Here is an 18523-nt window from a genome sequence, read left to right on the forward strand (position 1 = left end):
TCCCGATGGGGACACTCGGCCTGCAGGCCCTCAACCGGGCGCTGATCGAACGCCAGATGCTGCGCGAGCGCGCCGACCGGAGCGCGCTCGCCACCATCGAGCACCTCTTCGGCATCCAGGCGCAGGAACCGAAGTCGCCCTACGTCGGCCTCTGGACCCGCCTCAAAGACTTCCGGCCGCAGGAGCTCGAAGACCTGCTGATCACCCGCGAGGCGGTGCGGATCCTGCTGATGCGCGGCACGATCCACCTGGTCAGCGCACGGGACGCGCTCGCGTTGCGCCCCCACATGCAGCTCCGGCTCGACCGCGAATTGCAGAGCGGCCCGTTCGCCAAACGCTTGCGAGGCCTCGACCTCGACGCCGTCGCCGAAGCCGGCCGCACGATCCTGGAAACCACACCACAGGGCACCGCGGACGCGGGCAAGCAGCTCAAGGAGCTCTGGCCCGACCGCGAGCACACCGTCCTCGGCAACGCCCTGCGCAACAAGCTGGCCCTCGTCCAGCTCCCGCCGCGCGGCCTGTGGCACCGGAGCGGCAGGGCGGTCTGCACGACCGTCGAGACCTGGCTCGACGCACCGCAGCAGGCCATGGCCAGGCGGGAACTGGTCCTGCGCTACCTGACCGCGTTCGGCCCCGCCACGGTCATGGACGCCCAGCAGTGGTCCGGCCTCACCAGGCTCGGCGAGGTGTTCGACGAGCTCAGGCCCGAGCTCGTGACGTTCCGCACCGAGGCAGGCAAGGAGCTGTTCGACCTCCCGGACGCCCCGCGGCCCGGCCCGGACACCGACGTCCCGGTCCGGCTCCTGCCCGAGTTCGACAACGTCCTGCTCGCCCACGCCGACCGCCGGCGCGTCATCGCGGACGACCGGCTCGGCGTGGTCGTCGGCGGCAAGCCGACGGTCCTGGTGGACGGCTTCGTCGTCGCCACCTGGTCCATCACCAAGCAGCGCACGGTCGAGGTCGAGTACATCGACGACCTGCCGCCGAGCAGGCGGAAGGCGGTCGCCGAGGAGTGCGACCGCCTTCGGGACTGGATCAGGACGTGAAGTCCCGCAACGGCTTCCACCACGCCGGGTGGTCGCGGTACCAGGCGACCGTGTCCGCGAGGCCCTGCTCGAACGACACCAGCGGCTCGTAGCCGAGCTCCTCGCGGATCTTCGTGTCGTCGAGCGCGTACCTCAGGTCGTGCCCGAGCCGGTCGGCCACCCGCTTGACCAGAGCCGGCCCCGCGCTGCACAGGTCCAGCAGGGCCTCGGTGATCTGCAGGTTGGTGCGCTCGTTGCCGCCACCGACGTTGTAGATCTCGCCGGAGCGCCCCGAGGTCAGCACCAGCTGGATCGCCCGGCAGTGGTCGGAGACGTGCAGCCACTCCCGCACGTTCGACCCGTCCCCGTACAGCGGCACCTGCAGGCCGTTGAACAGGTTCGTGATGAACAACGGGATGAGCTTCTCCGGGTGCTGGTACGGCCCGTAGTTGTTGGAGCAGCGCGTGATCGACACGTCGAGTCCGTGCGTGCGCCAGTACGAGCGGGCGACCAGGTCGCTCGACGCCTTCGAGGCGGCGTACGGGGAGTTCGGCAGCAGCGGCCAGGTCTCCGTCCACGCGCCCTCGTCGATCGACCCGTACACCTCGTCGGTCGACACGTGCACGACCCGCGAGACCCCGGTGCGGCGGCAGGCCTCCAGCACCGTCTGCGTGCCGAGGACGTTGGTGAGCACGAAGTCCGCGGCGGCCGTCAGCGAACGGTCCACATGCGACTCGGCCGCGAAGTGCACCACGGCGTCGTGGCCGGGCAGCAGCTCCAGCAACAGCTCCAGGTCGCAGATGTCGCCCTCCACGAACGTCATCCGCGGGTGCGACTCGGGCAGGTTCGCGCGGTTGCCCGCGTACGTCAGCTTGTCCAGCACGGTGACGTGCGCGTCCTCGTAGCCCGCGTACCCGCCGTCGAGGAGAGTGCGGACGTAGTGCGAGCCGATGAACCCGGCAGCGCCGGTGACCAGCAGCTTCACGCCGCCACCTCCACATGTGCGTCGTCACCGACGACCAGCCGGTGTTGTTTCGCCGAGCCGACCCGGGCCTTCCGCCCGATCAACGAGGTCTCGATGCCGGACACGTCGTGCACGTGGGCACCGGACAGCACGATCGAGTCGGACACCCCGGACTCGGTGATCCGGCAGTCCGCGCCGATCGCCGTGTACGGGCCGATGATCGACTCCTCGACCAGCGTGCCGGCGCCGATGATCGCGGGCCCGACGATGCACGACCGGACGACGCGCGCGCCCTCCTCGACCACGACGTCCCCGATGAGGGTGCTCTCCTCGTCGACGATGCCCTGGACGTCGGTGCGCAGCCGTTGCAGCACCTCGCGGTTGCACTCCAGCACGTCCTCGACCTTCCCGGTGTCCTTCCAGAACCCCGAGTAGATCCGCGCCCGCACGTCGCGGTCGTTCGTCACCAGCCACTGCAACGCGTCGGTGATCTCGAGCTCGCCGCGCCACGACGGCTCGATCGCGTCCACGGCCTCGTGGATGCGCGGGGTGAAGAAGTACACGCCGATCATGGCGAGGTCGCTGCGCGGCTCCTGCGGCTTCTCGACCAGCCGCGTCACCCGCGAGTTCTCGTCCACCTCGGCGACGCCGAACGCGCGCGGGTCCGGCACCTTGTAGACGACGACCTGAGCGGACGTCCGGTTCGCCGCGAACTCGTCGGCGATCTCGGAGATCCCCTCGACGAGCATGTTGTCGCCCAGGTACATCACGAAGTCGTCGTCGCCGAGGAACGGCCGCGCGATCTTCACGCAGTGCGCGAGCCCGAGCGGCGCGTCCTGCGGGATGTACGTGATCGCCACGCCCAGGGCGGATCCGTCGCCCAGCACGTCGGAGATCTCGTGAGCGCGGTCGCCGACGATGATGCCGATCTCGGTGATCCCGATCTCGCGCAGGTTGTCGACCACGTACTCGAGGACGGGCTTGTTGGCGATCGGGATCAGTTGTTTCGGCATCGAGTAGCTGAATGGTCGCAGGCGTGTTCCCGCGCCTCCGGACAGCACCAGGGCTTTCATGGAACGTCTCCTCCACCGTCACGTGGAACCGAGGTTCGCCGCCCCTGGTAGACCGCAACTGGAGAACGACCTAAAACGCGAAGAAGGGCCCGCGCTGCTCCAGCGCGGGCCCTTCCGTCGAGATCAGACCTACCGGTCGGTCATCGGCATGCCCGACGGAGGCGTCGGCGCGTCACCCATGCGGGCACCGACGTTCTGCGGCATCTCCTGCGACGCGCGCGGCATCGGGGACTGGGCCTGGGCCTCGTCCTGCGCGCGGGCCAGCCAGCCCTCCCAGCGCTGCTGCATCGGGCGGACCAGGCCGCCGCCGACACCGATGACGATCACGCCGGCGACGGTCGCGAGCACCGCGATGAGAACCGGCATGGTCACCGAGACGGCGATGCCCAGCTGGTTGAGCGCCGCGATGATGCCGAGCGCCATCACGAAGCCGTAGGTGATGTTGCCCATGAGCTTCGTGTACGACCGCTGGCCGAGCGCGCCGGTCACGAGACCCTTGAGGGCGGTGCCGATCGCGGACGCGACGATCACGAGCACCAGCGCGACGACGATGCGCGGCAGGTACGCGATGACCTCGTTGAGCAGCGTGCTGACCGGGTTCGAGGCGCCGAAGACGCCGAACGCCAGCTGCAGCGCGATGAGCAGCACGAAATAGTACACGATCTTGGAGATCAGACCGGAGGCGTCCATCGACGACTGCCGCATCGCGCCGTTGAGGCCCGACCTGTCGACCAGCTTTTCGAAGCCGACGCGCTTGAGCAGGAACTGGACGCCCTTGGCCAGTGCCTTGGCGATGAACCAGCCGATGAGCAGCACGACGAGGAAGCCGAGCAGCTTCGGCACGAACGTGGCGATCATCGCCCACGCCTGGCCCAGGCCCTCGGTGATTTGCGAGCCCACGGGCCCTCCTAGAACAAAAGTTGCGGTGAGTGAAGATCCGACCGTCTGATCGTTTCGCGGATCACACCGCCGTTCAACTTCGACACTGCTACACGAAAGGGTGGCTGACGTGGATTTTTGTCTCAATACAGTCCAGAGTGGAAGGACCGGTGGGGACCGGGGAGAGGGAAGGGCCCGCCACGCTCCGTGGCGGGCCCTTCCACATTCCTCCCGCCGGTCGCTAGGGCCGCGCGGAGAACCCGCGGCCGTCCAGGTAGGCCTGGATGCCCTCCGGTGACAACGTCAGCGCCGAGCCGCCCTGCCCGTCCTTCGGCACGTCCGGCCGCGGGTCGCCGGCGCACTCGGAACTGCTGCCCGGCAGCGCCCCGTCGACGAGGTACCGGTTGACCTTGTCGTCCACGCACTTGTTGCCGCCGTTGTAGAGGCCGTGCTTGCCCTCGTCGGTGACGGTGATCAGGTTGTGCCCGAGCCGCCGCGCCATCGCCGGGCCGCCCGCGTACTGGGTCTGCGTGTCGCCCTCGGACTGCACGACGACGCCGATCGGGTAGCCCTCGCGCGCGAGCTTGACCGGCGCCTCCGGCGGCGTGAACGCGCGGAACGTGCACGTCATGGGCGCGGCCCGCACGATCCCGAAGCCGTACGGGTAGCGCTCGCGGAACATCCGCATGTCCTCGTAGTAGACGTGCAGGTCCGTCGGCCAGTCCGACTCGCAGGTGACCGTGTCGAACACGCCGGAGCGCAGTTCCTGCAACCCGGTCCTCGTGAGCACCTGCCCGGCCTTGGCGCCCTCGGCGTTCGCGGGCTGCTCCCCCGACCGCAGCTTGGTCACGATCGACGCCAGGTCCGACCACAGTGGACGGTAGCGGGCGCCGACGCCCACCGCGCCGTCGAAGGAGGACTGGTCGTACTCGCCGACCGGCGTGGCGCGCAGCTTCACCGCGACCTTCTCGACCTCGGCGAGCACCTCGTCCCGCGACTTGCCGAGCCCGAACTTCTCGGCGCGCTCCCCCACCCACGCCGCCCACGCCTCGACGTCCTGCCGGTAGGCGATGGCCTGCTGGCGGAACTGCTCGTGCCAGATCCACTCCGGGTGCACCGCGGAGTCGAGCACGCTGCGGTCGAGCCGGCCCGGGAACATCGTCCCGTACACCGCCCCGAGGTACGTGCCGTAGGAGTAGCCCAGGTAGTTGATCTTCGCTTCGCCGAGGACGGCCCGCACGACGTCCATGTCCCGCGCGGTGTTGGCGGTGCTGATGAACTGCCGGATCCCGCCGCCCGAGGTCTGGCAGGCCTCCTCGGCCTCGCGGGCCTCGGCCGCCCACTTGCCGAACTCGCCGTCCGCGGGCCGGGACTCGGGCGCGGCGATCGCGGGCGCGCTGCGGCAGTTCAGCGCCGTCGAGCCGCCGACGCCGCGCGGGTCGATGCCGATCAGGTCGTAGACCTGCGCGAGCTCGGACTTCATCAGGAACAGCGGCAGCCCGAGCCCCGAACCGCCAGGTCCACCCGGATTGGTGAACAGCACACCGCGCCTGCGGTCGGCGGCCGCGGCCTTCCTGCGGCTGACCGTCAGGTTGATCCTGTCCCCGCCCGGTTTCGCGTAGTCGAGCGGCGCGACGAGCGTGGTGCACTCCAGTTCGGCGAGTTTTCCGCTGCACGGCGCCCACTTGACCGGTTGCGCGTGGAACTCGGCGAGGGGGTCGGGAGGATCGGCCGAGGCGATCGCAGTCGTCGTCAGCAGGGTCACCACGCTCAGGGCGAGTACCGGGAACCTGTGCAAGATCGAACCTCCGCGCCGGACCGAAAGATCTCTGCTGCCCGAAGGTATGGGGGTTCACACGGGTCCATGGGTTGTGTCACCCGTACCGGTGATGGGGCCCGACTGGCCCTAAGCTGCGGGTATGACCAGCAGCAAGGCGAAGGAGGAGCACCCGCCGACGCTCTCCGCCCGCACCATGCGCAAGATCGAACGCGCGTCGGGCTCGCTCGCGACCGCCAGCGTGTCCGAGATGGAGCGGCGGCTGCCGTGGTTCGCCCGGATGCCCGCGGACCAGCGGGCGAGCGTCCTGCTGCTGATCCAGAACGGCGTCGCGGGGTTCTGCGAGTGGCTGCACGACCGGCAGCAGGCGATCCGGCTGACGGCGGACGCGTTCCGCAGCGCCCCCAAGGACATCTCCCGCTGGGTCAGCCTGCGGCAGACCGTCGAGCTGGTCAGGATCGCGCTGGAGCTGTTCGAGGGGCAGCTGCCGGAGATGGCGGCCGACGACGCCGAGCGCGCGCTGCTGATGGAGGGCGTGCTGCGGTACGGGCGGGAGATCGCGTTCTCCGCCGCCACCTCCTACGCGGCGGCCGCCGAGGCGCGCGGCGCGTGGGACGCCCGCCTGGAGGCGCTGGTCGTCGACGGCATCGTGCGTGGCGACCCCGAGGAGTCGCTGCTCTCCCGCGCGGCGGCGCTGGGCTGGGACCCCGCGCTGGAGGCGACGGTGCTGGTCGGCAATCCCGGCGGCGAGGACCCGCCCGCGATCATCTACTCGGTGCGCAGCAAGGCGGCCCGCGCCGGGCGGCCGGTGCTGCTGTCCGTGCAGGGCTCGCGGCTGGTCGTCGTGCTCGGCGGGCCGACGGAGACCGGGGAGGACGTGCTGGGGCGCATCGCCGAGGGCTTCGGCGAGGGGCCGGTCGTCGCGGGCCCGACGGTGGCCAGCCTGTCCGAGGCCCACCGCAGCGCCAGTGACGCGCTGAGCGGCCTGCGCGCCGTGGTCGGCTGGCCCGCCGCGCCCCGGCCCGTCCGGTCGCTCGACCTGCTGCCGGAACGGGCGCTGGCAGGCGACCCGGAGGCCGAGTGGCAGCTGGTGGACCGGGTCGCCCGGCCGCTGGAGGACGCGGGCGGCGCGCTGCTGGAGACCGTGGACGCGTTCCTGGAGGTCGGGGGCGTGCTGGAGACGTGCGCGAAAAGACTGTTCGTGCACCCGAACACGGTCAGATATCGCCTTCGGCGCGTTCAGGAAATGACGGGAAGAAATGCACATGACGCTCGAGACGCGCTTGTGCTTCGCGTCGCATTGTCTGTAGGACGCCTAGCGCGCTCCCGGGGCCTGTGGTAGCGAACGGCCTGTGACGGACTTCGCACACAGCCGTTGGGGTGAGGGCCGAACGACCCTGTATAGCGCTGAGCTGGGGTTACGTCGCGCAGCGTTCACCTGGGAGTCACTTTTGTAGGGTCTCTACAAATACGATCGCCGTACTTCGTTCTTCACGACATGGGGTACCAGTGGGTTCACCGGCTTTAGTAATCGACGTGATCGCACTCCTCGCGCCCGGACAAGGGTCCCAGACGCCCGGCATGCTCACCCCCTGGCTCGAACTGGAGGGGGCGGAGAAGCAGGTCCGGACGTGGTCGGAGATCACGGGCCTGGACCTGGTGCGCCTCGGCACCACCGCGGAGGCCGACGAGATCGTCGACACCGCGATCACCCAGCCGCTGGTCGTGGCTCTCGCCGTGCTCGCGTTCGGTGAGCTGCGCAAGCGCGTGGAACTGCCCTCCGCCGTGATCGTCGGCGGCCACTCGGTCGGCGAGCTCGCCGCGGCCGCCGTCGCGGGCGTCATCAGCGCCGACGACGCCGTCGCGCTGGCCGCCGTGCGCGGTGCCGCGATGGCGCAGGCGTGCGCCCTGGAGCCGACCGGCATGGCCGCGGTGCTCGGCGGTGACGAGCCGGAGGTGCTCGCGCGCCTCGAGGAGCTCGGTCTCGTGCCCGCGAACCGCAACGGCGCGGGCCAGATCGTCGCGGCCGGTCCGCACTCCGCGCTCGACGCGCTCGTCGAGAACCCGCCCGGCCCGGCGAAGATCCGCAAGCTGGCCGTCGCGGGCGCGTTCCACACCAAGTACATGGCGCCCGCGGAAGACGCCGTGCGCGCGCGTGCCGCCGAAGTGACCACGCAGGACCCGTCGCTGCCGCTGGTGTCCAACAAGGACGGTCAGCTCGTCACCGAGGGCGCCGAGGTGCTGTCGCGCCTGGTCACCCAGGTCACGAGCCCCGTCCGCTGGGACCTCTGCCAGGCCACCTTCGTCGAGAAGGGTGTCGCGGGCTCGCTCGAACTGCCGCCCGCCGGCGTGCTGACGGGTCTCGCCAAGCGTGCGATGAAGGGCACCGCGACCCTCGCCCTGAAGACCCCCGACCAGCTGGAGAAGGTCTCGGAGCTCATCGAGACCGTTGGAGCCGATAAGTGACGACCTTCCAGGCCCCGCAGGCAGCCGCGGGTAGCCGCATCATCGGGCTCGGCAGCTACCAGCCCGAGACCGTCGTGAGCAACCACGACCTCGCCGCGCGCATGGACACCTCGGACGAGTGGATCCGCGAGCGCGTCGGCATCGTGAACCGCCGCGTGGCCGCGAAGGACGAGGGTGTCGTCGACATGTCCGTCCTCGCGGGCACCAAGGCGATCGAGGACGCGGGCCTCACCCCGGAGGACATCGGCGGCGTGATCGTGGCGACGTGCACCATGCCGTCGACCATCCCGAACGCCGCCGCGCAGGTCGCCACCCGCCTCGGCATCAAGGCCGCGGCCGCGTTCGACCTGAACGCCGCGTGCGCGGGCTTCTGCTACGCCGTCGCGACGGCCGCGGACATCGTCCGCGCCGGCACCGTGAAGAACTTCCTCGTCATCGGTGCCGAGAAGCTCACCGACTGGACCCACCAGGACGACCGCTCGACCGCGATCATCTTCGCGGACGGCGCGGGTGCCGTCGTGGTCGGCGCCGGTGAGACGAACGAGATCGGCCCCGTCGCGTGGGGCTCGGACGGCAGCATGTCCGAGGTCATCCGCATCGACGACCGCGACTCGTTCATCCACCAGGAGGGCCAGACGGTCTTCCGGTGGGCCACGACCCAGATCGCCCCGGTGGCGCTGCGCGCCGCCGAGCTCGCGGGTGTCGAACTGTCCGACGTGGACGTGTTCGCCCCGCACCAGGCCAACCTCAGGATCATCGAGGCCATCGCCAAGCGCCTGCACAAGAATGGTGCGCGCGAGGACCTGAAGATCGCTCGAGACATCGTCGAATCCGGCAACACCTCCTCGGCCTCGATCCCCATGGCACTGGACCACATGAGGTCGGCAGGCGAGATCTCCTCGGGAGATGTCGTGCTGATGGTCGGTTTCGGCGCGGGCCTGTCCTACGCGGGACAGGTGGTCCGGTGCCCATGAGTTCTTCCACCGTTTCAATCGAAAGGGAACTTCAGTGAGCGACAACGTCCTGTCCGGTCTTGCCGAGATCGTCGAAGAGGTCGCCGGCGTTGCCGCCGACGACGTCACCGCTGAGAAGTCCTTCGTGGACGACCTCGACATCGACTCGCTGTCGATGGTCGAGATCGCCGTCCAGGCTGAGGACAAGTTCGGCGTGAAGATCCCGGACGACGAGCTGGCCAACCTCAAGACCGTTGGTGACGCGGTGAACTACATCACCAGCAACAAGTGACTTCGGGCATCGAGGTCGTCATCACCGGGCTGGGTGCCACCACCCCGCTCGGTGGTGATGTCACGTCCACCTGGGACGCGCTGCTGGCCGGCAAGAGCGGGGTTCGCCCCATGACCCACGACTGGGTCGAGAAGTACGACCTGCCGGTCAAGATCGCGTCGCAGCTCGTGGTGGACCCGACCGAGGTGCTCCCCCGAGTCGAGGCACGCCGCCTGGACCGCTCCGAGCAGGTCGCCATCGTGGCGTCCCGCCAGGCGTGGTCCGACGCGGGCCACGACGACGACACCGTCGACCGCCAGCGCCTCGCCGTCATCATCGGCACCGGCATCGGCGGCGCGATCACCCTCCTGACCCAGGACGACCTCCTGGAGCAGCAGGGCCTGCGCAAGGTGTCGCCGCTGACCGTCCCGATGCTGATGCCGAACGGCCCGGCCGCCCACGTCGGCCTGGAGCTCAAGGCACAGGCGGGCGTGCACGCCCCGGTCTCCGCCTGCGCGTCGGGCGCCGAGGCCATCGCCTGGGCCTACCGCATGATCAAGTCCGGCGAAGCCGACGTGGTCGTAGCGGGCGGCGCCGAAGCGTGCATCACGGCCATCCCGGTGGCGGGCTTCTCGCAGGCCCGCACCATGAGCACCCGCAACGACGAGCCGGAGAAGGCCTCACGCCCGTTCGACACGGGCCGCGACGGCTTCGTCCTCGGCGAGGGCGCGGGCGTCATGGTCCTGGAACGCCGGGAGTTCGCCGAGGCCCGCGGCGCGAAGATCTACGGCAAGCTCGCCGGCATCGGCACCTCGGCCGACGGCTACCACATCACCGCCCCGGACCCCGAGGGCGTGGGCCAGTCCCGTGCCATCGCGGCGTCCCTGCGCTCGGGCGGCATCGACCCGGCCGACGTGGGCCACGTGAACTGCCACGCGACCTCCACCCCGGTGGGCGACGTCGCGGAGACCGTGGCGATCCGCAAGGCGATCGGCGACCACCCGGTCCTGACCGCGCCGAAGGGCGCACTGGGCCACCTGCTGGGCGCAGCGGGAGCGGTAGAGGCCATCGTCACCGTCCTCTCGATCCGCGACGGCATCGTTCCCCAGACGCTCAACCTGGAGAACCTCGACCCGGCCGTCACGCTGGACGTGGTGGCGGGCGAACCCCGCAAGATCAAGCTGGAGGCCGCCGTGAACGACTCGTTCGGCTTCGGCGGCCACAACGTGGCGCTGGCCTTCACCCCGGCCTAGCCCACACGCTCCACCGCACGCCCCGGTCTGCTCCGCAGACCGGGGCGTTGTGCTGTGCGGGGAAAGGCGGCGGGGCGCGGGGCCGGGAGGCGGGAGAGGCACGGCAGGCGAGCGGTGGGATCGGTGCGATGCCGGAGGCGAGCCGTCTTTGGCAAAGAGGAACCGGCGGTGGGGTCCCATCACGAGTCGCGCCACAGCTCTTGCTGCACCTGAGGCCCGCTCTTGGTGCGGCTTGGGATGGGACCCCACCGCCACCGCAACCAAACCAAGCAACAGGCAGCCGCTCTAAGTGGCAGGCGTGCCATCTACCTGCCCGCGGCGCTACCCCCTGATCAGATTGCCGGGGTCTGGGGCAGAGCCCCAGGGGAAGCACGCAACAGCAACAGGCCGCCCGCAACCCCAACCACCCGCACAAGCCGCGAACCCGCGACCAAAGCTCAGCACTTCTCCATCTGGGGGTTCCGGTTCTCCGCAGCCTCGTCCACCTTCAACTCCCCACCCTCCCACACCAGCACGTACACCACCCGCCACCGAATGCACCCCTCCGGCAACGCGGGCGGCGCCTTCGCAACGTCCTGAGTGGACACAAAAGACAACAGCACCCGAAGCCGCCGCCCCACCACGTCCGACTCGATCCGCTGCACCACCATCCCGCCGTCACGAGTGGTCTCGTACGCCGACACCCAGCTCGCCTCGGGCGTCCCGGACACCCGCCGGGCCGACACCACCCCACGCCACGAGACGAAGTCCCCGGCGTTGATCGCGTCGAAGTACTCCTGCAGCACCCGCTGCACCGAGGTCCGGTCCGGGTGGGTGAAGGAGTCCGGGCTCAGCCGCACCTCCGCGGACCCCGGCAGCGTGCCCACGACCGACGACTCGACCGCCGGTGTGCCCTTGGCCTCGGCCGGGCGGGCGTACACGGTCCGGCCCACCATTCCGGCCGCCACCGCGGCTCCGGTGATCACCACCACGGCCGGCACCAGCCAGCGGCTCGCCACGCTCCCCACGGCCGCCAGCCTAGTCGCACGACACGCCGAGCAGCAGAGGGCCACTCACGAAACAGGTCGCGTTACATCAAAACACAATTTTTCACTCGAACGATTACATCACACCGGAATTTACTCAGTTGCATGTAGTAAGACAATGTTTGGTACATAAAAGTCAATGGGCAATCTCCTCCTACGAATGGGTTCCAACGGGGCACTCAATACCGCCATTCGGCCGCATCAAACACGCAATTGCAGCCAATCAAGGCTTCACCCGGAGAGAGCAGTCGCCACTGCGCGTGCACGACACATCACCGCATCCACCTATACGTCGGACACGATTTGGAATAGCGCAGCTCAGAGGCGCCTCAGAAGCGAGACGTCAGAGTTCCGTTTAGCGGCGACCCCGACAAAACCCGTCCACCGGCTGGTCAACAAACATCTCAACCGGGTGAGATGGACCCAAACCTCATCACGACGCGTCACATACGCATCGGTAACCGACACTCTTTCAGCCACGAACAGGGGACCCATATGACTCTAACGGCGGATTCCCCATAGCTGCGGATTTGTGCGGGAATATGCCGCGTCAAACAAAACGCAAACGAGTCGGAGAGGGGAATTCGGTGGACCTCAGATACGAGGCGTACTGCTTCGCGGACCGGCAGTTCTACGATCTGCAGAGCAGCACCGAAACCACTCCCGCGGACGACTTCTCGCTCGAACTCCCCGCACTTCCGCCCGGCTGGACGACCGTCGAGCGCAACGTGTGGAGGCACCACCACCCGAACGGTGTGGAGCTCCCCCGGCAGGGGTGGAAGATCCACGTCTCCGCCGGTCTCGACAACGCCGGCCGGGTGCTGAAGGCGACCTTCGACCACTGCGTCGAGCGGCGCGTCCCCTTCAAGTACCTGCAGACCGTCTCGATCGTGCTGGCCCGCAACTCGAAGTACGCCCCGCGCGACGGCAGCGGCAAGCTCATCACGATCTACCCGGCGGACGCCGAGCAGCTCGAGACCCTCTGCACCGAGCTCGCGCAGGTCCTCGACGGTGAGCACGGGGCCTACATCCTGAGCGACCTCCGCGTCGGCAAGGGTCCGCTCTACGTCCGCTACGGCGGGTTCGCCGAGCAGTGGCTGGAGATCGACGGCCGGCAGGTGCTCGCGATCGAGGGCCCGGACGGCGAACTGGTGGCGGACACGCGCAAGCCGGTGTTCAGCCTCCCCGAGTGGATCGAGCTGCCCGCCTTCCTCGAGCCGCACCTCGCCGAGCGCAACGCGGGCGACGCGGACAGGTTCCCGTACCAGATCAGGAGTTCGCTGCACTTCTCCAACGGCGGCGGCGTCTACCTCGCGACTCGCAAGAGCGACGGCAAGGAGGTCGTGCTCAAGGAGGCGCGGCCGCACGCCGGGCTCGACCGCGAGGGCCGCGACGCGGTGGCTCGTCTCGAACTCGAGCACGAGATCCTCACGAAGCTGCACGGCATCGACGGCGTTCCCGAGGTGTACGACCGCTTCACCGAGTGGGAGCACCTGTTCGTGGCCATGGAGTTCATGCCGGGGCGTTCGCTCGGGCAGTGGCTCGGCCACAACTACCCGTTGACGCACAAGGACACCACGCCCGAACTCCTCGAGAACTACCGCACCAGGGCACAGGAGCTCATCACCAAGATCGAGCGCCTCGTCGAGAAGGTGCACGAGCGCGGCGTCGTCTTCGGCGACCTGCACACGATGAACATCCTGGTCGACGAGGACGACACCGTCTCGCTCATCGACTTCGAGCTCTCCTCGACCATCGAGGACGTGCACCGCCCGACGCTCGGCGCGCCCGGTTTCCAGGCGCCCAAGGACCGCGAGGGCTTCGACATCGACGCCTACCCGCTGGCCGCGCTCAAGTTGTGGATCTTCCTGCCGCTCAACGCGGTGCTGGAGCTCGCGCCGGCCAAGCTGCGCCAGCACGTCCACGTCATCGCGGACCGGTTCGGCCTGGGCGACGACTACCAGCGGCAGATCCTCGACGTGCTCACCCCGCGCGTCGACCCGCCGGCCGATCCCGCGTTCACCTCGTTCGACGACGAGAACCCGGACTGGTCGGTGGTGCGCAAGGAGATCGCCGCCGCGATCCTGCACAGCGCGACGCCGCACCGCACCGACCGCCTGTTCCCCGGCGACATCGAGCAGTTCGAGACCGGCGGCCTCGGCTTCGGCCACGGTGCCGCGGGTGTGCTGCACGCGCTCGCGGAGAGCGGCGAGGGCCGCTACCCCGAGCACGAGGAGTGGCTCGTCGAGGCGGTCCGCACCGACCCGCCCCAGCAGCCCGGCTTCTTCGCCGGCGCCCACGGCATCGCGCACGTGCTGGAGAACTTCGGCCACCACGACCTCGCGACCGAGATCGTCGAGCGCTACGCCCCGCTCGTCCGCACCACGAGGGACCACGGGCTCGGCGCCGGCCTGTCCGGCATCGGCCTCAACCTGCTGCACTTCGCGAACGAGCGCGGCGACCAGAACTTCACCACCCAGGCCGAGGAGCTGGCCGAACGGCTCGCGAAGCAGCTCTCCGAAGCCCCACCGCCCGGCGACACGGCGAGGGCGGGCCTGCTGCACGGCTGGTCCGGTCCCGCGCTGTTCTTCCTGCGCCTGTTCGAGCAGACCGGACACGAGCGCTGGCTCGACCTGTCCGAACAGGCTCTCGAACGCGACCTGGCCGAGACGATGGTCGCACTGGACGGTTCACTGCAGGTCCGCGACGGGACGTTCCGAAGCCTGCCCTACGTCGGCATCGGCGGCGCGGGAATCGCGCTGGTGCTCACGGAGTTCGCGAAGGCGGCACCGGAACGTCCCTGCGCGGCAAGGCTTCCCGAGCTGCTCGACGGCTGCACCGGCGAGTTCGTCATCCAGCCCGCGTTCACGCTCGGCAGGGCAGGCCTGATGGCCACCCTCGCCCACGCGACGAGGCACCGGCCCGACGAGCGCCTCGAACGCTCCGTCCAGCGGCACCTCAAGGCCCTCGGCTGGCACGCCGTGCGCTACGGCGGCGGGCTCGCGTTCCCCGGGGTGCAGCTGCGCCGGCTCTCCATGGACCTCAACACCGGCGGTGCGGGCGTGCTGCTCGCCATCGCCTCCACAGTGGACGGACGTCCACCACTCCCCTTCCTCGGAAGGGCCCAGACCCCGGCCCGCTCGGGCCGGTAGCAAGAAGATCGATTCCTCGAATTAGGAGACAGTCATGGGCTTCATCCTCGACCTGCAGGACATCGAGACCCCCGAGGCGCCGAGCAACGTGCTCGCGGGCGGCGGCCACGGTGGCGGCGGCGGCTCCACGACCGCGTCCAACGCGTCGCTGCTGCTCCCCTGCTCGCACAGCACCGTCAGCCTGCTGGCCTGCTGACCTGCGCTTCAACTGCAACACCGCGGTGAGTGAGCGGCATAGGCGAAGTATGCCGCTCACCCTCCGACTGCAGGGCCCGGCAGCCGGCCAGCTGTCGGGCCCTCGCTCATGATGCGCCCTGAACACCCCCGGAGGAACAGCCGATGGCCAAACCAGGTGACGCCCTCCTGTTCTCCGTGATCCGCCGCGACCACCGCCCGTGGGCGCTGCTGCTCAACGCCGCGGTCACCACGACCGGCGGCCTGCTGCTCCCCGCAGCGCTCGCCGACGCCGTCGACATGGCCCTGAGCGGAACGTTCGTGCTGGTCACGATCGTGTGGCTGCTCGCGCTGGCGGCCGTCGAGATCATCGGTGACGCCATCGGCGTCGTGCTCGCCGCGAGCACCACGAGCCGGGCGACGGCCTTCCTGCGCCGCAAGCTGTCCCGGCGACTCCTCACCCTCGGCCATCCCTCGCCGTTCGCCGCCGGTGACGCGGTGAGCCGGGTGACGGGCGACTGCGGCAACGCGGGCGGCATCGCCGTCACGATGATCACCCTCGTCGTCACCGCCGTGTCCTCGGCGGGCGCCGTCGTCGCGCTGGCGTTGCTGGACTGGCGGCTCGCGGCCGTGTTCGTGCTGAGCGTCCCGCTGGCGGGGTTGCTGATCCGCACGCACATGCGCATGACCGCCGACGACGTGCTGACCTACCAGGAGGTCTCCGGTGAGGTCTCGGCACGACTGCTCGACTCCGTGTCCGGTCTGCGCACGATCGCGTCCGCCGGCATCGCCGACCGGGAGGCGGACCGCGTGCTGGAGCCGCTGCCCCGGCTCGCCGCGGCCGGTGCCGGCATGTGGCGCACCCAGGCGAGGATGATGTGGCGGGCCGGGCTGCTGCTGCCCGCCGTCGAGGTCGCGGTGCTCACCGCGGCCGGTTTCGGCGTGATGCAGGGCAGGCTGAGCACCGGTGACGTGCTCGCCGCCCTCGGCTACGCGGCACTGGGCATGGGGATCGTCGGTCAGATGACCCAGCTGACCGTGCTCGAACGGACCCGCGCCAGCGCCACCAGGATCGCCGAGGTCCTCGACACCCCGGTGCCGAAGCGGCCTGTCGCGAAGGCGTCCAACGGCGTCATCGAGCTGCGGAACGTCAGCGTCGAAGGCGCGCTGCACGACGTGAACCTGATGATCCCGGCCGGCATGTTCGTCGCGGTCGTCGGCAGTTCCGGCGCGGGCAAGTCGACGCTGGCGGCGGTGCTCGGCGGACTGTCCGCTGTGGACTCCGGCGAGGTGCGCGGCCACGACGCGGTCGGCTACGCCTTCGAACGTCCCGCGTTGCTGGGCGCGACGATCGGCCGTTCGATCGGCTACGGAACGGACGCCGACGAGGTCCAGGTCAGGGACGCCGCCGTCGCCGCCCAGGTGCACAACGTGCTCATCCGGCTGCCCCAGGGCTACGAGACGCCAGTCGCCGACGCCCCTCTGTCCGGCGGTGAGGCGCAGCGGATAGGCCTCGCCCGCGCGATCGTCCGCGATCCGGACGTGCTCGTGCTCGACGACGCGACCGCGAGTCTGGACACCGTGACCGAGGCCGAAGTGGACAAGGCGCTCACCACGGCCCTGCCCGACAGGACGCGGATAGTGGTGACGCACCGCCCGGCCACAGCCGCGAGGGCGGATTTCGTGGTGTGGATGGAGAACGGCCGGATCAGGGGCACCGGCAGCCACGGGGCCCTGTGGCACAACGAGCACTACCGAGCCGTGTTCACCGGGGGCGAGTGATGCGCTTCTACCTCTCCACGCTGGCAGGACACCGCCGAGGCGTGCTGGTCCTGCTCGGCTGGTCGCTGCTCGAGGGCGTTCCCGCGTTCTTCGGCGGCAGGCTCGTCGGCACCGCCGTCGACAAGGGCTTCGCGGCGGGAGATCCGCTGGCCGGCGTGCTGTGGCTGCTCGTGTTCGCTGCCCTCGCGGTGGCCGGCGCGCTGGGCCAGCGGCAGGTGTTCGCCCGGCTCGGCTCCGTCGTCGAACCGATGCGCGACGCCCTGGTCGCGCGGGTCGTGCGGGGCGTGCTGAACGACCCGACGCACCGCCGCACCCCGGACGCCAGCGCGGTCGCCATGATCACCCGGCACGTCGAGGTGGTCCGCGACGCCACCGCGGGCGTGCTGGTGCAGGCCCGTGCGCTCCTGGTCACGACGGTGGCCGCGCTGGTCGGCCTCGCGACGACGGCCGCCGCGCTGATCTGGCTGGTCGTGCTCCCGATCGTGGCCGCGCTGGTGCTCTTCGGGTTGATGCTCCCGTCGCTCGCCCAACGGCAACGCGACGCCGTGATCGCCGACGAACGCACGGCGGAGGCGTCCGGCGCGGTGCTGAGCGGACTGCGCGACGTGGCCGCCTGCCACGCTTCCTCCGAGGCCTACCGGGACATCGCGACGCAGGTCGACCTGCAGGCCAGGGCCGCGGTCACCGTCGCGTGGGCCAACTCGTTGCGCGCCACGGTGATCGCGCTGGGCGGCTTCGCGCCCGTCGCGCTGCTGGTGGCGTTCGCTCCCCCGCTGGTCGCGTCCGGGCAGCTCACGACGGGTGCGGTCCTGGCCGCGGTCGTCTACCTCACCACCAGCGTGAACCCCGCGCTGCACGGCCTGGCCAGCACGACCAGCACGGTCGTGATGCGGCTGATGGTCGCACTCAAACGACTTCAGGAAGCGGCACCGCGCACGGACGTGCAGACGGGCTCGGAGAGCCCGGCGACCAGCGAGTTCGTCCTGCGGGACGTGACGTTCGGCTGGAGCCCGGACGCGGAACCGGTGGTGCGCGGCCTGTCGCTCGACCTGCGTCCCGGCGACCACCTGGCGGTCGTCGGCCCGTCCGGCATCGGCAAGTCCACAATGGCCGGTCTGCTCACCGGGCTGATGCCACCGGACCACGGCCACGTGCTGTTCGGCGGAGCGCCGGTCCACCGGGTGACGCCGGCGATCCGGCACCACGCGATCGCGCTGATCCCGCAGGAGACGTACCTGTTCACCGGCACCGTGCGGGAGAACCTCGCGCTACTCGCGCCGTGGGCGACCGACGACGAACTGGTCGACGCGGCGAAGAAGGTTGGCGCCGAACGACTTCTGGACAGGATCGGCGGCCTGGACGGGACACTCGGCCACGGCGGCGAAGGACTTTCCGCTGGTGAGGCACAGCTTCTCGCGCTCGCACGGGTCTACGTGACGTCTGCGGGCGTCGTCGTCCTCGACGAGGCGACCTCCCACCTCGACCCCGCCGCCGAAGCCAGGGTCGAACGGGCTTTCGCGGAACGGCAAGGGGTTCTCGTGGTGATCGCGCACCGGCTGAGCTCGGCGCTGCGGGCGAACCGCGTGCTGGTCATGGACGGCGGCAGGCCGTTGCTCGGCACGCACGAGCACCTGCTCAGGACGTCCGCGCTCTACGGGCGGCTCATGCTGGCCTGGGATCCCACGCACCGGGTGGAAACCCCGCTGCCCAAACGGTGAGCGGGGTCCAC

The 18523-nt window shown here is 69.9% G+C and carries 15 protein-coding genes; 10 read left to right on the forward strand and 5 right to left on the reverse strand.

Annotated elements, in window-relative coordinates:
• Positions 1-5 precede the first annotated feature (5 nt).
• Positions 6-1046, forward strand: a complete 1041-nt coding sequence (locus ND450_RS23155) for a winged helix DNA-binding domain-containing protein (protein WP_253320829.1) — start codon at positions 6-8, stop codon at positions 1044-1046.
• Here ND450_RS23155 and rfbB read toward each other — a convergent pair.
• From rfbB to ND450_RS23175, 4 genes are all read right to left on the reverse strand, one after another.
• Positions 1036-2010: a dTDP-glucose 4,6-dehydratase gene (rfbB, locus tag ND450_RS23160; protein ID WP_253320830.1), complete on the reverse strand. Its 975-nt coding sequence runs from the start codon at positions 2008-2010 to the stop codon at positions 1036-1038. The genes ND450_RS23155 and rfbB overlap by 11 nt on opposite strands.
• Positions 2007-3062 carry a glucose-1-phosphate thymidylyltransferase gene (locus tag ND450_RS23165; protein WP_089922409.1) on the reverse strand — a complete coding sequence of 352 codons (1056 nt, stop codon included), beginning with the start codon at positions 3060-3062 and terminating at the stop codon, positions 2007-2009. The genes rfbB and ND450_RS23165 overlap by 4 nt, the downstream gene beginning before the upstream one ends.
• A gap of 129 nt (positions 3063-3191) precedes the next feature.
• Positions 3192-3962, reverse strand: coding sequence for a hypothetical protein (locus ND450_RS23170; protein ID WP_253320831.1), 771 nt, complete (start codon positions 3960-3962; stop codon positions 3192-3194).
• A 220-nt stretch (positions 3963-4182) separates the two neighbouring features.
• Positions 4183-5739 (reverse strand): alpha/beta hydrolase, encoded by a 1557-nt coding sequence (locus ND450_RS23175; RefSeq protein WP_253320832.1) that lies wholly within the window; start codon positions 5737-5739, stop codon positions 4183-4185.
• Positions 5740-5860: 121 nt separating this feature from the next.
• On the opposite strand from ND450_RS23175, the gene ND450_RS23180 reads away from it, so the two are divergent.
• The 5 genes from ND450_RS23180 (at position 5861) to fabF (ending at position 10661) form a co-directional block, all read left to right on the forward strand.
• Complete coding sequence (locus tag ND450_RS23180) at positions 5861-7060, forward strand: CdaR family transcriptional regulator (RefSeq protein ID WP_089922406.1); 1200 nt, start codon at positions 5861-5863, stop codon at positions 7058-7060.
• 194 nt (positions 7061-7254) lie between these two features.
• Positions 7255-8184, forward strand: coding sequence for an ACP S-malonyltransferase (locus ND450_RS23185; RefSeq protein WP_253320833.1), 930 nt, complete (start codon positions 7255-7257; stop codon positions 8182-8184).
• Positions 8181-9158, forward strand: coding sequence for a beta-ketoacyl-ACP synthase III (locus tag ND450_RS23190; protein ID WP_253320834.1), 978 nt, complete (start codon positions 8181-8183; stop codon positions 9156-9158). The genes ND450_RS23185 and ND450_RS23190 overlap by 4 nt, the downstream gene beginning before the upstream one ends.
• 34 nt (positions 9159-9192) lie before the next feature.
• Positions 9193-9429, forward strand: a complete 237-nt coding sequence (locus ND450_RS23195) for an acyl carrier protein (RefSeq protein WP_030465146.1) — start codon at positions 9193-9195, stop codon at positions 9427-9429.
• Positions 9426-10661, forward strand: a complete 1236-nt coding sequence (gene fabF, locus ND450_RS23200; protein ID WP_253320835.1) for a beta-ketoacyl-ACP synthase II — start codon at positions 9426-9428, stop codon at positions 10659-10661. The genes ND450_RS23195 and fabF overlap by 4 nt, the downstream gene beginning before the upstream one ends.
• Positions 10662-11098: 437 nt before the next feature.
• Here fabF and ND450_RS23205 read toward each other — a convergent pair whose 3' ends face one another.
• A complete protein-coding gene (locus ND450_RS23205; protein ID WP_253320836.1) occupies positions 11099-11668 on the reverse strand; it encodes a hypothetical protein in 570 nt (189 codons plus the stop codon).
• Positions 11669-12273: 605 nt separating this feature from the next.
• On the opposite strand from ND450_RS23205, the gene lanKC reads away from it, so the two are divergent.
• The 4 genes from lanKC (at position 12274) to ND450_RS23225 (ending at position 18512) form a co-directional block, all read left to right on the forward strand.
• Entirely contained in the window at positions 12274-14838 is a 2565-nt protein-coding gene (gene lanKC / locus ND450_RS23210) for a class III lanthionine synthetase LanKC (RefSeq protein WP_253320837.1), read from the forward strand.
• Positions 14839-14872: 34 nt separating this feature from the next.
• Positions 14873-15034 (forward strand): SapB/AmfS family lanthipeptide, encoded by a 162-nt coding sequence (locus ND450_RS23215; RefSeq protein WP_089922401.1) that lies wholly within the window; start codon positions 14873-14875, stop codon positions 15032-15034.
• Positions 15035-15177: 143 nt separating this feature from the next.
• Entirely contained in the window at positions 15178-16794 is a 1617-nt protein-coding gene (locus ND450_RS23220; RefSeq protein ID WP_253320838.1) for an ABC transporter ATP-binding protein, read from the forward strand.
• The gene (locus tag ND450_RS23225; RefSeq protein ID WP_253320839.1) at positions 16794-18512 is read left to right on the forward strand and encodes an ABC transporter ATP-binding protein; all 1719 of its coding nucleotides are present in this window, start codon (positions 16794-16796) and stop codon (positions 18510-18512) included. The genes ND450_RS23220 and ND450_RS23225 overlap by 1 nt, the downstream gene beginning before the upstream one ends.
• The last annotated feature ends 11 nt before the right edge of the window (positions 18513-18523 follow it).

It is taken from the genome of Lentzea sp. HUAS12 (assembly GCF_024125735.1).
Lineage (GTDB): Bacteria > Actinomycetota > Actinomycetes > Mycobacteriales > Pseudonocardiaceae > Lentzea > Lentzea albida.